Annotated in this window: 11 protein-coding genes and 1 tRNA gene; 9 read left to right on the top strand and 3 right to left on the bottom strand. The window is 69.3% G+C overall.

Going from position 1 to position 14,774, the window contains the following annotated elements:
• The 6 genes from ACK8HH_RS12040 (at window position 1) to ACK8HH_RS12015 (ending at window position 7,979) form a co-directional block, all read left to right on the top strand.
• Complete coding sequence (locus ACK8HH_RS12040) at window positions 1-858, top strand: ABC transporter substrate-binding protein (RefSeq protein ID WP_231650309.1); 858 nt, start codon at window positions 1-3, stop codon at window positions 856-858.
• Window positions 858-1,331, top strand: a complete 474-nt coding sequence (locus tag ACK8HH_RS12035) for a siderophore-interacting protein (protein ID WP_052692453.1) — start codon at window positions 858-860, stop codon at window positions 1,329-1,331. Before ACK8HH_RS12040 ends, ACK8HH_RS12035 begins: the two co-directional genes overlap by 1 nt.
• Complete coding sequence (locus tag ACK8HH_RS12030) at window positions 1,280-2,650, top strand: siderophore-interacting protein (RefSeq protein ID WP_412475218.1); 1,371 nt, start codon at window positions 1,280-1,282, stop codon at window positions 2,648-2,650. The genes ACK8HH_RS12035 and ACK8HH_RS12030 overlap by 52 nt, the downstream gene beginning before the upstream one ends.
• The gene (locus tag ACK8HH_RS12025; RefSeq protein WP_045539855.1) at window positions 2,647-3,699 is read left to right on the top strand and encodes an iron chelate uptake ABC transporter family permease subunit; all 1,053 of its coding nucleotides are present in this window, start codon (window positions 2,647-2,649) and stop codon (window positions 3,697-3,699) included. Before ACK8HH_RS12030 ends, ACK8HH_RS12025 begins: the two co-directional genes overlap by 4 nt.
• Complete coding sequence (locus ACK8HH_RS12020) at window positions 3,696-4,724, top strand: FecCD family ABC transporter permease (RefSeq protein ID WP_006897818.1); 1,029 nt, start codon at window positions 3,696-3,698, stop codon at window positions 4,722-4,724. Before ACK8HH_RS12025 ends, ACK8HH_RS12020 begins: the two co-directional genes overlap by 4 nt.
• 66 nt (window positions 4,725-4,790) lie before the next feature.
• On the top strand, window positions 4,791-7,979 hold the full coding sequence (locus ACK8HH_RS12015) for a BTAD domain-containing putative transcriptional regulator (protein ID WP_412475217.1): 3,189 nt from the start codon (window positions 4,791-4,793) through the stop codon (window positions 7,977-7,979).
• A 16-nt stretch (window positions 7,980-7,995) separates the two neighbouring features.
• On the opposite strand, the gene ACK8HH_RS12010 is transcribed toward ACK8HH_RS12015, so the two are convergent.
• From ACK8HH_RS12010 to ACK8HH_RS12000, 3 genes are all read right to left on the bottom strand, one after another.
• On the bottom strand, window positions 7,996-8,838 hold the full coding sequence (locus ACK8HH_RS12010; protein WP_278124236.1) for an ABC transporter permease: 843 nt from the start codon (window positions 8,836-8,838) through the stop codon (window positions 7,996-7,998).
• Window positions 8,835-9,875, bottom strand: a complete 1,041-nt coding sequence (locus ACK8HH_RS12005; protein ID WP_062366756.1) for an ATP-binding cassette domain-containing protein — start codon at window positions 9,873-9,875, stop codon at window positions 8,835-8,837. The genes ACK8HH_RS12010 and ACK8HH_RS12005 overlap by 4 nt, the downstream gene beginning before the upstream one ends.
• A gap of 65 nt (window positions 9,876-9,940) precedes the next feature.
• Window positions 9,941-10,417, bottom strand: a complete 477-nt coding sequence (locus tag ACK8HH_RS12000; RefSeq protein WP_006897814.1) for a DUF4262 domain-containing protein — start codon at window positions 10,415-10,417, stop codon at window positions 9,941-9,943.
• A 155-nt stretch (window positions 10,418-10,572) separates the two neighbouring features.
• Between ACK8HH_RS12000 and dnaG the strand changes: the two genes are divergently transcribed.
• From dnaG to ACK8HH_RS11985, 3 genes are all read left to right on the top strand, one after another.
• Window positions 10,573-12,483 carry a DNA primase gene (gene dnaG, locus ACK8HH_RS11995; RefSeq protein WP_006897813.1) on the top strand — a complete coding sequence of 637 codons (1,911 nt, stop codon included), beginning with the start codon at window positions 10,573-10,575 and terminating at the stop codon, window positions 12,481-12,483.
• A 111-nt stretch (window positions 12,484-12,594) separates the two neighbouring features.
• Complete coding sequence (locus ACK8HH_RS11990) at window positions 12,595-14,598, top strand: OPT family oligopeptide transporter (RefSeq protein WP_045539753.1); 2,004 nt, start codon at window positions 12,595-12,597, stop codon at window positions 14,596-14,598.
• 38 nt (window positions 14,599-14,636) lie between these two features.
• Window positions 14,637-14,710 (top strand) — tRNA-Ile (locus ACK8HH_RS11985).
• Window positions 14,711-14,774: the final 64 nt, after the last annotated feature.

Raw genomic sequence — 14,774 nt, 5'->3', positions numbered from 1 at the left:
GTGGCACCGAAGCGGGTGGTGCTGCTCAACTACGCCCTGGCCGGCTATCTCTTCGATATGGACGTCCCGGTGGTTGCGACGACCCCCGAGGTGACCGACGGCAAGCACGAGTTCAACGCCGCGTGGGCCGAGAAGGCGCAGAAGGCGGGCACGACCTTCCTCCCCTGGAGCAACGACGGATTCGACATGGAGTCGATCCTGGAGGCCGAACCCGATCTCATCGTCGCAGGTGGTCTCGGATTTCCGCTCAAGCACGCCACCGCGGCGTACCCGGAACTCAGCAAGATCGCGCCGACCGTCGTGGTGAGCGGAGATCTGACCGAGTGGCGCGACCAATACGAGTTCCTCGCCGACGACGTCTTCAACCGGCCGGAGAAGTTCGCCGAGGCCTCGGCGGCCTACGACAAGCGAGTCGCCGAAGTCCGCGACGAGATCACCGTCCCCGAGGGTGAGATCACCTTCCTGTCGCTCACCGCGGCGGGAGACGTGTACGTGCCCATCGAGACGCGCGGGCTGCCCGCCGAGTTCGCGAAGCTCGGCTTCCGTCCCGCACCGCTGTTCGCGACGGGCCGGTTCCAGCCGTACACCCCGGGCGGCGACAGCTTCGCGCTCTCGACCGAACAGGTGGGCCAGTGGATCAATCAGGACACGGTGTTCGTCCTGGGCTTCAACGCCGACGTCACCTCCGTCGCCGAACTCGCCAAGCAGCCGATCTACGCGGCACTGCCGGCCTTCCAGAAGAAGCAGGCACACGACCTTCCGTACTGGGTGCAACGCAGCGACTACCACGAGGCGATGGCGATGCTCGACATCGTCGAGGGCATGTTCGGCGGAGCGGGTCCGGGACAGGAGCACTGATGACTCAGTCGCGGCTCACACCGCTGCCGATCATCCTGCGACGGCTGGTCGTGGAGTCCAACGAGCTCGTCAACCCGCGGCTGCGGCGCGTGCGGCTCGGCGGCGAGGAACTGGGGGCCTTCGAGCGTGACGGTGTCCTCTTTCCGGCCTTCGCCAGCCCCGGGTTCGACGACCATGTGAAGCTGATCTTCGCACCGGGCGGCGACATCGCCGACGCGCTGCCGGTGCAGCGCGCGCACGGTATCGAGTGGACGGCGTCGCCGGTGCGCGAGTCGCGCGACTACACGCCGGTCGAGGTGGACGCGGACGCGGGCACCATCGCATTCGATTTCGTCGTTCACAGCGATTCGGGGGACCGATCGGCGGCGGGGCCCGCCGAGGCCTGGGCGGCCGCCGCGCGACCCGGTGACGACCTTGGATCGTGGGGCCCAAGTCGTCCACGGTGGTGCCGCCGAATGCGACATGGACGCTGATGGTCGCAGACGAGACCGGTTTGCCCGCAGTACGCCGATTCCTCACGGAACGACCGGTGCCGGGGCCGGTCCGAGCCGTCCTCGCCGTCGCCGACCCCGTCGCACAGCAGGTCCTTCCCGTCGGCCCGGACGACGAGATCACCTGGGTGTGCGCTGAACCGGGCGATGGCGCCGCCCTGGCCGATGCCGTCGCGGGGATCGTGCCGCTCGACGGTGCCCCCTACATCTGGGGTGCCGGGGAGAGCCGCAGCCTGCTGCCGATCCGCAAGTACGTCAAGCGAGAGCTCGCGGTGCCCAAACGGGACGTCGACATCACCGGATACTGGCATCTGCGCGAGCTCGTCCCGGAGCAGGCCGCCGCGGACGACGGCGCGCCGACCGCCGGACCGGCGGTTGTGGAATCGCCGGTGACCTGGTTCGCGATCCGAGCGGCCCTGCGACTGGGACTCATCGAGGCGGTGGACGCCGGTCGTATCGGTCGCGCAGGGCTCGCGCGACGTCTCGGCATTCCGGATGAGCGGCTCGCCCCGCTCGTCGACCTGCTCATCGCGTGCCGGGTGCTGAGCGCCGACGGGACGGCGCTGACAGTCGGGGAGAGAGGCGACGTTCTCCTCACCGACGATCATGCGCGTGAGCAGTTCGACGGCGTACGCGCCGAGCAGATCCTGGCGCTGACCGAGCTGGCTGAGTGTCTCCCGGCGGCTGAGCCGGCGTGGCGCCGCCGGACCGGCACGAGTTTCGCTCGGTTCGCCGCGTCGGACGCGGCTGTGTACGCCGAACTCATCGAGGACGCCGAGCGCCTGCAGTTCCTGATCCCCGCGCTTGCGGCGCTGTCCGCGCTGTGGACCGGATCGCCGGTCTTCTTCGGGCCCGGCGCCGTCACCCTCGCGCAGGGATTGCGGACGGCGGGCGCGATCGGACCCGGTGCGGTGCCCACCGTCGTCGCTCAGGGCGCGCCACGCGCCGTCCTCGAGGAGGCCGCGGGTGCCGGGGACATCCTGTTCGCCGACGACTGGCCGAGGGCTCAGACGGCGATTGCGGCGTGCGCGCTGGCGCACTGCGAGGACGAGGAGGCGGTGGCGCTGCTAGCGGCTCCGCGGCCCGCGGTGCGCAGGCTGGTGATCGTCGAATCCACTTCTCCGGACGCGCTGAGTCCGCGCGTCGCCGAGGACGCAGTTCTCTCGCTGGCTCTCGTCGGACGAGCACCGCGCGACCGCGAGCAACTCGGTCGTCTCGCGCGCGATGCGGGCTGGCGGGTCGTCGACGAGGCCGCGCTGGGGTGGGGAGTCTCGGCGCTCGTGTGTGAGCCCGCGGAGTGAACAGCGGCACCGAGACGGCCGTGCGGCCGGATCAGGGCCGGCGGCAACCCGCGGAGCGCCGGATCGGCGGACGCATGGCGGCGCTGATCGCAGTGGCCGCCGTGCTGGTCTTCATCTGCGGTCTCAGTCTCGCCGTCGGTTCAGCGGCACTGCCGCTCTCGACCGTGTGGGCAGCGCTGACCGACCGCGATCAGTCCATCGACCACATCACCGTCATGGACGTGCGCCTGCCGCGCACATTGCTCGGACTGCTCGTCGGAGCGGCGCTGGGAGTGGCGGGCGCATTGATGCAGGCAGTCGGCCGTAACCCGCTCGCCGATCCCGGGATTCTCGGCGTCAACGCCGGCGCGGGCCTCGCGGTCGCCGTCGGCGTGGCGTACCTCGGATTGACGACCATCTCCGAGTTCGTGTGGCTCGGCATGGTCGGCGCCGTGGTGGCGGCGGTTCTGGTGGTCGCGATCGCCGCGCGCGGTCCCGGCGGAGCCACGCCACTGCGGCTGACGCTCGTCGGGGTCGCGTTGACCGCGGTCCTCAACGGACTGAGTCTGAGCCTCTCGCTGGTGAATCCCAGCCGCTTCGAGCGCATGCGGTTCTGGGGTGTCGGCAGTATCACCGACCGGCCGCCGGGCACGGTGGAGTTCGTCGCGCCGTTCATCGTCGCCGGACTCGTCCTTGCCCTCGCTGCGTCGCGTTCGCTGAACGTGCTGGCTCTCGGCGATGACGTGGCGCGGTCGGTCGGCGCCCAGCTCGGGCTCACGCGGGCCGCGGCGGTGGTTTCGCTGGTCCTCCTGTGCGGCGCGGCCACGGCGGCGGCCGGACCGATCGCGTTCGTCGGACTCATGGTGCCGCATGCGGTCCGGATGCTGGTCGGTGCCGACCAACGGTGGGTGATCGCATTCTCTGCGCTGGCGGGCCCGGTGCTCGTGCTGGCGGCAGACCTGTTCGGCCGAGTGGTGGTGCGGCCTGAAGAGCTGGAGGTCGGGATCGTCACGCCCCTGTTCGGCGCACCGGTTCTGATCTGGCTAGTCCGACGGACGCGACGTCTATGAGCGCGCACCGGACGGTGGAGGTGCTCGCCGGGCCGATCGGTCTGCGCGTGACCCGGCGCGCCGTCGTGGTCAACTCGGCACTTCTGATCCTCATCGGGGCCCTGCTGGTCGGCGCCCTGGTTCTCGGGCGCAGCGGCCTCGGCTTCGACGACCTGCTCGCGCTCATGCGCGGCGAGGGGTCGAGGAAGCAGGAACTCGTGTTCTCCTGGCGGGCGCCGAGAGCTCTGGCGTCGGTTCTCTTCGGCGCCTGTCTGGGGATCAGCGGCGCGATGTTCCAGGCCATCACCCGCAACGCGCTCGGCAGTCCGGATGTGATCGGCATCAACTCAGGTGCCTACACCGGAGTGATCGTGGTGTTGATGGCCGGCGGCTCCGGATATGCGGCCACCGCGGCCGGGGCGGTCGTCGGATGCACACTGGCCGCACTGACAGTCTTCGTCCTCGCGTACAGGCAGGGAATGGCCGGATTCCGGTTGATCGTGGTCGGCATCGCCGTCAGTGCGGTGCTCACCTCGGTCAATCACTGGTTCAGCGTGCGCGCCGACCTCGACGAGGCGCTGCAGGCGGCGATCTGGGGTGCGGGAAGTCTGGGCGGGATCACGTGGACTCCGCTCGTCGCGACACTGTGCGCGGTCGCGCTCATGCTTCCGGTTCTGCCGGTGATCGCGCACCGCATGCGGGAACTGGAACTGGGTGACGACGTGGCCGCCGCGCAGGGAGTGGATGTCGAACGCACCAAGCTCCTGATGGTTCTGGTCGGGGTGTTCAGCACCGCGATCGTCACTGCGGTCGCCGGGCCGATCGCCTTCATCGCACTCGCCGCTCCGCAGATCGCGCGCCGGCTGTGCCGCGCACCGTCGCTCAGTCTGACCGGATCGGCGCTGGTCGGCGCCGTGGTGCTCGCGGCATCCGATCTGATCGCGCAGTATCTGCTCGCCGGCGCGCGTCCGCCGGTCGGCGTGGTCACCGTCACCGTCGGCGGCTTGTACCTCATCTGGCTGCTGCTGCGCGAGTCGGCGCGCTGAGACGGTGACTGCGCTGAGACGGTGAGTGCGATGATCGTGTCGAGGTCTTCTCGGTACGCTGACCGAGTGCCTGACGACGACCGCGCCGGGAGCGCGCCGACCGTGATCGGTGTGCTCGGACCGGTGACGATCGACGGCCGTGAGGTGCCCGGCCAACGTGCCCGGCGGTTGCTCGTGGCCCTGACGCTGGCCGAGGGCCGAGCGGTCCCGGCCTCCCGCCTGATCGACGAGGTGTGGGGCGATCAGCCGCCCAAATCGCCGGGTCCGGCTCTGCACACGCAGGGCTCCCGCCTGCGCGGGCTGCTCGGCGGCGCGAGTCTGGACGGCACCGGAAGCCGGTATCGGCTGACCGGCGTGGTCACCGATCTGGAGCGGGCCCGGCGACTGGCCGCGGCCGGTCGGCCGGATGCCGCGCTCGCTCTCTGGCGCGGCACGCCCGGCGACGACCTCGGCGGGGGCGACCTCGCGCGCGAACTCGCCGACCTGGCCGACGGGGTGCGCCGGCGGATCGACGAGGCGGCGGCGGAGGCCGCACTCGCGACCGGTGACTACGCCGTCGCCGAAGAACTCGCCAGAGAACGGGTGAACGCCGATCAGCTCGACGAACCCGGCTATCTGCTGCTGATGCGCGCGCTGGCCGGCCGCGGCCGCCGGAACGAGGCGCTCGCGGTGTTCGCCCGGCTCCGGCGCACCCTGGCCGAAGAACTGGGCGTCGACCCCGGACCGGAGGCGACGGCACTGAACGCGGACCTGCTGGCCGCGCAGCCGCCGACCGTGGCCGTGCCGCGGCGCAGGCCGACCGGCGCGCGGGTGGGACTGCGCGAGGACGGCAACGTGCTGATCGGGCGGGCCGACGACCTCGCCGCGCTGGAGAGCCTGCTGTCCGATCGGAGAGTGGTGACCGTGCAGGGGCCGGGCGGCGTCGGGAAGACGAGGATCGCCAATGCGGTCGGCCGTCGCCTGAGCGAGCGCGGGACCGCCGTGTACTTCGTCCCGCTCGCCGCCGTCCGCAACGGTGACGACGTGGTCGCGGCGGTGGCCGCGACCCTCGGCGTCGGTGAGTCGGAGCTCGGCAGCAATGCCCGGCCGCGCGTCGTGTCCGGCAGCTTGTCGGACCGGTTGACCGACGCGCTGCGCGGTGGTGAGTCGGTCCTGATCCTGGACAACTGTGAGCAGGTGATCGACGCGTGCGCGGCACTGGTCGACTCGCTGATCGCCGCGGAGCCGGGTGTGCGTGTGCTCATCACGAGCCGGTCTCCGCTGCTGATTCCGGCCGAGCAGGTGTATCAGCTCCCCGTGCTCGGCGTCGCCGGCGATCGTTCTCCGGCCGCCGAACTGTTCGCCCTGCGCGCTCGTGCGGTACGCCCCGACGTGGAGCTCGAACCGTCGACCGTCGCGGCCCTCTGCGAACATCTCGACGGGCTGCCGCTCGCGATCGAGCTCGCCGCGGCGCGTGTGCGGACCATGAGCGTGGAGGACATCGCCGAGCGCATCGCTGAACGGTTCGAGCTGCTCCGCTCCACCGACCGGACGGCACCGGACCGCCACCGCACGCTGTATGCCGTCATCGACTGGAGCTGGGAACTGCTGGACCCGAGCGCCCGTGCGGCTCTGGCGCGGCTGTGCCTGTTCCCCGGCGGATTCTCACGCGAGGCCGCGGCAGTGGTCACCGGGACCAGCGGCATCGCGCTCGACGACGCATTGGCCTCGCTCGCCGACCAGTCACTTCTGCAGGTGGACGACGCCGGCGGTCGTGCCCGGTTCCGGATGCTCGAGATGGTCCGTGAGTTCGGTGAGCAGCGACTCACCGAGACGGGAGCGACGGGCGAGGTGGTCGACGCGATGCAGCGGTGGGCCCGCGAGCTCTGCCGCGACATCCGCGCCCGATACGACGTCGAGGCCGATCGCGACCTGGCGGCCGAAGTGGACCGCGAGGCCGACAATCTCGTCTGGGTGCTGCGGCGGGCCGTGGAACTCGGCGCGCCCGCGTGGCCGACGATCGTCACGGTGTTCCCGGTGCTGAGCGCATTCTGGTCGAGCCGCGGGCTGCATCAGGAGGTGCAGTCGTGGGGTGAGCGGATCGTCGACGCATTGCCCGTGCCGCCGTCCGATCTCGACGACGCCGAGCGCGAAGCGTGGCAGGTGACGCTGATCGCCGCGGCCCTGCACTTCATTCCGCGCCGGCGTCAGCGGTCGACGGCCCGAGTCCGCACTCGGCTGCGTCGGCTGCATCGCCCGGAGCACACATTCGACGATCCCGCGGAGTTCCTCTCGGCGCTGCTGATGAGCCGCACCATGATCGAGGTGTACCGGACGATCGTGCGCGGCTCTGCTTCCGGCCACGCGGCGGTGGTGCGCGCCATCGCCCTGACCCTGCTGCTCAATATGAAGGAGAACGGCGGAGACCTGGTCGGTGCGCTGCGGATCAGCGCTCAGCTCACGGAGTTCCCCGCTCGGCCGGACTCGTTCGCCGCGGCGATGGTGGACATGAGCACTGCGAGTCTCTACAGCCAGCAGGGTCTGTGGCGCGAGGGTCTGCGCCTGTACGAAGGCAGTCTCAGACGCTTCCGCGAACTCGGAGCCCAGGACGACGCCCAGCAGGTGGGCGCGTACGTCGTCGCGGCGTTACTGCAGCTCGGGGAGTTCGATCGGGCGCGCGGGCAACTCGACGCCATCGCGCACGGCTGGGCGCCGGGCGCCCCGACGCCGCAGGGCGACCCCGAGGCCGTCGCGGTGATGATGCTCGCGACTGCCGAGTACCGGCGGATGACGGGCGACCGATCGCGGTCGGCATATGAGGAGGCGGGTGATGTGCTGCTCGCGGGGCACCCGCTGGCCACCCGCGATCCCGGTGCGGTGATGACGCTCAGCGCGGTGGCCGCGGGATTGATAGAGATCGGAGCCTGCGAGGCCGCAGAACGCTACGTCGCGCCCCTCGCGGACTCGCTCGGCGCCACCATCGCCGAACTCGGATGGTACGACCTTCCGCAGACAGGAAACGTGGCGCTGGTGAGCGGCGCACTGCGGTGCGCACTGCGGCCCGGCGACGAACGCGGGGTGGCACTGCTGGTGCTCGCCGAGCGGCTGCACGCGCGACGCGACTATCCCGCGATGCAGGAGTTGATGGAACGCCGGCGCGAGGTGTCGGGCGCCGCCGACGAGGTGTGGGATCGTGCCCGGGCGCGATTAGGCGGTCTGGGACGCCAAGCGGCCCTCGCCGAGACCGTGAAGATCCTCGGCGAGGGCCGCGACTGACGGCTGTTCGATCGGCTCAGCGCGCGTTGCGGATGTATGCCCGCACGGCCAGCGGGGCGAACACCGCGGTGATGACCGCGGCACCGATCAGGCTCCACAGCACATGCGAACCGACGTGCCCGTCGTTGCACATCTCGCGGACCGCCGTCACCAGGTGGCTCACTGGATTGACATTGACGAATCCCTGCAGCCAGCCCGGCATGGTCTCCACCGGCACGAACGCGTTCGACATGAAGGTCAGCGGGAACATGATCAGCATCGACACGCCCTGCACGGCCGACGCCTTCTTCACCAGGCAGCCCATCAAGGCGAAGATCCACGACACCGCGAAGCTGCACACCAGAACCAGCAGGGTGGAGCCGAGGACGCCGAGGGCGTCGGGTCGCCAGCCCATCGCGATGCCTACCGCGAACGTGATGACGGTGGCGATGAGATACCGGACGACGTCGGCGAGCAGTGCGCCGGCGAGGGGACTGATCCGCGCGATCGGCAGCGATCGGAAGCGGTCGAAGACGCCCTTGTTCATGTCTTCGCGGAGCTGCGTGCCGGTGACGATCGACGTCACGATCACAGTCTGCACCAGGATTCCCGGAATGATGACCGGGAGGTAGCTCTTGGTGTCGCCGCTGATCGCGCCGCCGAATATGTAGGTGAACATCAACGTGAAGATGATCGGTTGCAGCACCACGTCGAAGAACTGCTCCGGATTGCGGAGCATCTTGATGATGCTGCGGCGGGCCAGGGAGAACGACTGGCTCACGGTCTCGCCGAAGCCGATGGAGCGCTTCGCCTGCGTCCGGACCTGTTCGATGCTGATCGCGGTCCGGGGAGAGGGAGGGGTCAGGGTGGTGGTGGTCATCGGAGTGCCTCCTCGGCGTCGGTTTCGGTGCGCGGGTCGGACTCATCGGATTCGGAGTGCCCGGTGATCGTGAGGAAGACCTCGTCGAGGGTGGGCTTGGAGACGGTGATCTCGTCGATCTCGATCTGCTCGTCGCGCAGGGCGAGCAGGACATCGGGCACGCGGTCGGGATGGTGCAGTGCCACGGTGATGCGACCGGCCTCGGGGCTGAGGGTCGCGGACTCGCCGAGGACCCGCTCGGCGAGTCGGGCCACGTGCGCGGCGTCGTCACGATCGGCCGGCGTGAGCATCAGGGTGCTCGAGCCGATGGACTGCTTGAGTTCGTCCGCGGTTCCGTCGGCGATCACCAGACCGCGGTCGATGACGGCGATCCGATCGGCGAGCTGATCGGCCTCGTCGAGGTACTGCGTGGTGAGCAGGACCGTGGAACCCTGTGCGACGAGCTTGCGGATGGTCTCCCACATCTGCGCGCGCGTGCGCGGATCCAGTCCGGTGGTCGGCTCGTCCAGGAACAGCAGCGGTGGAGTGTCGATCAGGGACGCCGCGAGGTCCAGACGCCGGCGCATGCCGCCGGAGAAGTCGCTCAGCGGACGGTTCGCGGCCTCCTCCAGTGAGAAGTCGGCGAGCAGTTCCTCGGCACGGCTGCGCGCCTGAGCCTTCGACTTGCCGAGAAGCCGGGCGAACAGCGTGAGGTTCTGCGCTGCGGTCAGGTCTTCGTCGACCGACGCGTATTGACCGGTGACGCCGATCAGCGATCGCACCGCGACCGGATCCTCGACCACGTCGTAGCCGAAGATCCGGCCGTATCCGGCGTCGGGCTTCAGGAGGGTCGCCAGCATGCTGACGGTGGTGGTCTTGCCCGCACCGTTGGGACCGAGGACCCCGTAGACCGTGCCTGCGGGCACCGCGAGGTCGACGCCGTTGACGGCTTTCGTCGACCCGAAGTGCTTGACCAGACCTCGGGCGTCGATGGCGAGATCGGAGTCACGCCCGGTTGAAGCGCTCGACCGGGGGAGCGTTGAGGAGTATGTGTTCATGCCGGAAACCATGCGCCCGTGCGCTTTCACGGCGCTGTCGTCGGCTTACACCGATCGCGCGCCGCTTACGCGGCCTCCGATTCGGGCACGCCGAGCAGCGGTTGCACCCGTGCCGGGATGGAGTACCCGGACTGCCACGGGTACCGGCCGTCGTCGTCGGGCCAGACGAGTTGTATCGCATCGAACCGGGCGCCGTAGACGACCCGCGTGAGCCGCAGAGCTCCGGCGTCGATGACGTCGATCGCACGGAACCGGACCGGGCGGCGCAACCGCGCGGGTACGTCGGACCCCGGGCCGAAGCCAGGGTCGGCGACCACCGCCCGTGCCGCGTGGTCGAGCAGGATCCCGGCGAGATCCGGCGGGAGCCCGGTCATCACCAATTCCGGGCGTCCGTGCTCGGTCAGCCCGGTGGTGTAGGTCAGGGGCGGGTTGGCGGCGTCACCGAGCACGCCGGTCACCGACCAGCGTCCCTCCGCGATGAGCGCGAGGGCGTCGCCGACCAGATCGTCCGCGCCGTCGCACCGTGGGTCGAACTCACACATGACATCCTCCTGACCGATTCGATCATTTGTTCGATTGGTGGTGTCACTGTACGACGCGGGTCCGACAGAAGTCGGCTTCAAGAGAAAGCGGCGAGGTGCGCCGGGCGAGTCGCGCCCGGCCGACCCCGTTCGGGCGCGGCGCCTAGACTGGGTGCGTGCCAGGCCGAATCCCCGATCGCGACATCGCCGCGATCCGTGAGCAGACGCGCATCGAAGACGTGGTCGGAGACTATGTCACGCTGCGCAGGGCCGGCGCGGACCGCATGACCGGGTTGTGCCCGTTCCACGATGAGAAGACACCGTCGTTCCACGTCCGGCCTCATCACGGGCACTTCCACTGCTTCGGGTGCGGCGAGGGCGGCGACGTCTACACGTTCCTGCAGAAGCAGGAGCACGTCAGTTTCGTCGAAGCCGTCGAACAGCTGGCGGACCGGATCGGTTACACCATCAACTACGAGGGCGGCGGCACCGCGATCAAGCGCGACCGCGGCACGCGCGCCCGGCTCGTGGCCGCCAACGCGGCGGCGCAGCAGTTCTACGCCGAACAGCTCGCCACGCCCGAGGCGCAGGTGGCGCGCGACTTCCTCACCGAACGCGGCTTCGACGGCACTGCGGCGGCGCATTTCGGCTGCGGGTACGCCCCCGCCGGGTGGGACACGATGACGAAGGCCCTGCTGAAGCTCGGCTTCCAGTTCTCCGAGCTGGAAGCCGCCGGGCTGTCGAAGCAGGGCCGCAAGGGGCCCATCGACCGGTTCCATCGGCGTCTGCTGTGGCCCATCCGCAATCTCGGCGGCGATGTCATCGGGTTCGGCGCGCGCAAGCTCTTCGACGACGACAACCTCGGCAAGTACATGAACACGCCCGAGACCATGCTGTACAAGAAGTCGCAGGTGCTGTTCGGACTCGACCTGGCCAAGCGTGACATCGCCAAGGGCCACCAGGTCGTGATCGTCGAGGGCTACACCGACGTCATGGCGATGCACATGGCCGGTGTCACCACGGCCGTGGCCTCTTGCGGCACGGCGTTCGGAGAGGACCATCTGGCACTGATCCGCCGGCTGATGATGGACGACTCGTACTTCCGCGGCGAGGTGATCTACACCTTCGACGGCGACGACGCCGGTCAGGCCGCGGCGCTGAAGGCCTTCGAGGGGGAGCAGTCCATCGCCGGTCAGACCTTCGTGGCCGTCGCGCCCGACGGTATGGATCCGTGCGAGCTCCGACAATCTGCCGGCGATCCGGCGTTGCGTGATCTCATCGCCCGGCGCATCCCGATGTTCCAGTTCGCGATCAAGTCGTTGATCGCCCAGCAGAACCTCGACACCGCGGAGGGCCGCGTGGCGGCCCTGCGGGAGACGGTGCCGGTGGTGGCGAGGATCCGCGACGTCGCGCTGCGGGACGAATACGCGCGCCAGCTCGCCGGGTGGGTCGGCTGGGACGATGTGGCCCAGGTTCTCTCGCGCGTGCGCGCCGAGGCCAAGCGACACGGTGGCCGGCGCGGCGCGAACGCGCGGCAGCGGAACTCGCGCACCCGGCCCGAGGCGATGTCGCCGCCGCCGACCGCGCGACCGCTGCCGAACGACCCGCGGCTCTGGCACCAGCGCGAAGCGCTCAAGGCGGCGCTTCAGTATCCCGCCATCGCGGGCACGGTCTTCGATTCCCTGCCCGGCGAGTGCTTCACCGATCCCTCGTACCTGGCTGTCCGCGAGGCGATAGCGGCGGCCGGGGGAGCGGCGAGCGGTCTCGGCGGCGCCGCCTGGGTGGACGCCGTCCATCACGGCGTGATCGACGACCCCGCGGTGGCTCCGCTCGTCACCGAGCTGGCGGTGGAGCCGCTTCCGGTCGAGGACGACCGTGTGCCGCAGTACATCTCGAGCGTCCTGGCGCGGTCGCAGGAGATCTGGGTCGGCTCTCAGATCGCCGACATCAAATCGAAGCTGCGCCGGATGTCGCCCGCCGGGGACCCCGACGGCTACAACGCGCTCTTCGGCGACCTCGTGGCGCTCGAAGCGTATCGGCGCAGTCTGCTCGAGCAGGCCTTCGACGCCGGAGCGGACGCGGTCTGAGCGGTTCGGCCGCGGCGTCCATCGGCGGGTTCTCCCCAGCATCGTCTGCGGTGCGTCGTAAGGTGATTCTCTGCTGACGGACGCCCTCGTCCCGGCGGAAAGGGTAAGCGCATGACGCAGGTGATGAGGAGCTCGGTGCGCGAGCTGACGACTCGCGGCGTGATCCTCGGTGGTCTCATCACCCTGGTCTTCACCGCGGCCAACGTCTACCTCGGACTCAAGGTCGGTCTCACGTTCGCCACTGCGATTCCGGCGGCGGTCATCTCGATGTCGGTACTGCGCTATTTCCGCGATCACACGATCGTGGAGAACAACATCGTGCAGACCATCGCGTCGGCGGCGGGCACGCTCTCGGCCATCATCTTCGTCCTGCCCGGTCTCATCATGATCGGCTGGTGGACCGGCTTTCCGTACTGGATGACCGTCGCGGTCTGCGCGATCGGCGGCATCCTCGGCGTCATGTACTCGATCCCGCTGCGGCGCGCGCTCGTCACCGGCTCTGATCTGCCGTATCCCGAGGGAGTGGCGGCCGCGGAGGTCCTGAAGGTCGGCGACTCGTCCGGGCGCGACCCCGACGCCGTCGACCCCAACCGCGGCGGTATGCGAGCGATCGTTCTCGGTGCGGTGGGCGCCGCGTTCTTCTCCCTGCTCGGTTCGCTGAAGCTGATCGCCTCGGAGGTCGCGGTCGCGTTCCGTGTCGGCTCGGGCGCGACGATGGTGGGTGCCAGCCTGTCGATGGCGCTGATCGGCGTCGGCCACCTGGTCGGCATCGGGGTCGGTATCGCGATGCTCGTCGGCCTGGTGATCTCTTTCTTCGTCATCCTTCCGACGCGGACATGGGACGCCATTCCCTCCGGCGATCTGCTCGACGGTGTGAACAGCGTCTTCAGCGCCGATGTGCGGATGGTGGGCGCCGGCGCGATCGCGGTCGCGGCCGTGTGGACGCTGCTGACCGTCATCGGCCCGATCCTGCGCGGCATCGTGGCGGCCGCGGCCAGCGCACGCAAGCGCAGGTCGGGCGAGAGCGTCGACGTGACCGAACGCGACATCCCGATCCAGTACGTCGGCCTGACGATCATCGTCGCGCTCATCCCGATCGGATGGCTTCTCTGGGACTTCATGAAGGGGACCGCGCTGGTCGGGAGCGCCACCGGCATCCTGATCGTCACGATCATCTTCGTCTTCGTGATCGGCCTCGTCGTGGCCGCCGTGTGCGGATACATGGCGGGCCTGATCGGATCGTCGAACAGCCCGATCTCCGGTGTCGGCGTGCTGGTGGTCCTGTGCGCGGCACTGCTGATCAAGGTGACGCACGGCCCCGCCGACAGCACGAGTCAGACCGAGGCGCTCATCGCGTACACGCTGTTCACCTCGTCGGTGGTGTTCGGTGTCGCGACCATCTCCAACGACAACCTGCAGGATCTCAAGACCGGTCAACTCGTCGGCGCCACGCCGTGGAAGCAGCAGGTCGCGCTCATCATCGGCGTGCTCTTCGGATCCGCCGTGATCCCGCCGATCCTGGGACTGATGAACAACGCCTTCGGTTTCCAGGGCGCCCCGAACGCCACGGAGAACGCCCTGGCCGCCCCGCAGGCCGCACTGCTCTCGACACTGGCGAAGGGCGTCTTCGGCGGCGACCTCAACTGGGCCCTGATCGGCCTCGGCGCGGCGATCGGCGCCGGCGTCATCGTGGTCGACGAGGTGCTCAAGCGGACCACCTCGAACCTCAAGCTGCCACCGCTGGCCGTCGGTATGGGCATGTACCTGCCGATGTCGCTCACGCTCATCATTCCGATCGGTGCCTTCATCGGTCTGGCGTACGACAAGTGGGCGCTGCGCGACCCGATCGGCGGCGAACGGAAGAAGCGGCTCGGCGTGCTCCTCGCGACCGGCCTGATCGTCGGCGAGAGCCTCTACGGCGTCGTCTTCGCCGGCATCGTCGCCGGCACCGGAGACGACTCGCCGCTGGCGATCGTCGGCGACGGACTCGGCAACTGGATGCAGGTGATCGGCGTCGTGGTATTCGCCGTGATGCTCACGGCGATGTACAGCTACGTGAAGCGGATCGGTTCCGACGACGGGCCCGCCGCCACTGCGGTGCAGAGCAAGAAGTAGGCGGAGGGTAATCTCTGTCCTCGGGCCGATTCGGCTCAGGGGCGATAGCTCAGTCGGTTAGAGCCGCTGACTCATAATCAGCTGGTCGCGGGTTCGAGCCCCGCTCGCCCCACTGAATAAGTGCAGATAGAGGTATGTTTTTGGTTGGAATCTGTGTCCGTCGGTGTTCGAGCGAG

The organism is Gordonia sp. LUNF6, from assembly GCF_047041125.1.
In the GTDB taxonomy this organism is placed as follows: domain Bacteria; phylum Actinomycetota; class Actinomycetes; order Mycobacteriales; family Mycobacteriaceae; genus Gordonia; species Gordonia sihwensis.
The sequence above is the reverse complement of the archived record's forward strand: the minus strand, read 5'-3'. Positions and strand labels throughout refer to the sequence as shown.

Bases quoted from the DNA above. Each gene is read 5' to 3' on its own strand.
- ACK8HH_RS12035 (WP_052692453.1), top strand. From the start codon at position 858: ATGACTCAGTCGCGGCTCACACCGCTGCCGATCATCCTGCGACGGCTG.
- ACK8HH_RS12020 (WP_006897818.1), top strand. From the start codon at position 3,696: ATGAGCGCGCACCGGACGGTGGAGGTGCTCGCCGGGCCGATCGGTCTG.
- ACK8HH_RS12010 (WP_278124236.1), bottom strand. From the start codon at position 8,838: ATGACCACCACCACCCTGACCCCTCCCTCTCCCCGGACCGCGATCAGC.
- ACK8HH_RS12005 (WP_062366756.1), bottom strand. From the start codon at position 9,875: ATGAACACATACTCCTCAACGCTCCCCCGGTCGAGCGCTTCAACCGGG.
- ACK8HH_RS12000 (WP_006897814.1), bottom strand. From the start codon at position 10,417: ATGTGTGAGTTCGACCCACGGTGCGACGGCGCGGACGATCTGGTCGGC.
- ACK8HH_RS11990 (WP_045539753.1), top strand. From the start codon at position 12,595: ATGACGCAGGTGATGAGGAGCTCGGTGCGCGAGCTGACGACTCGCGGC.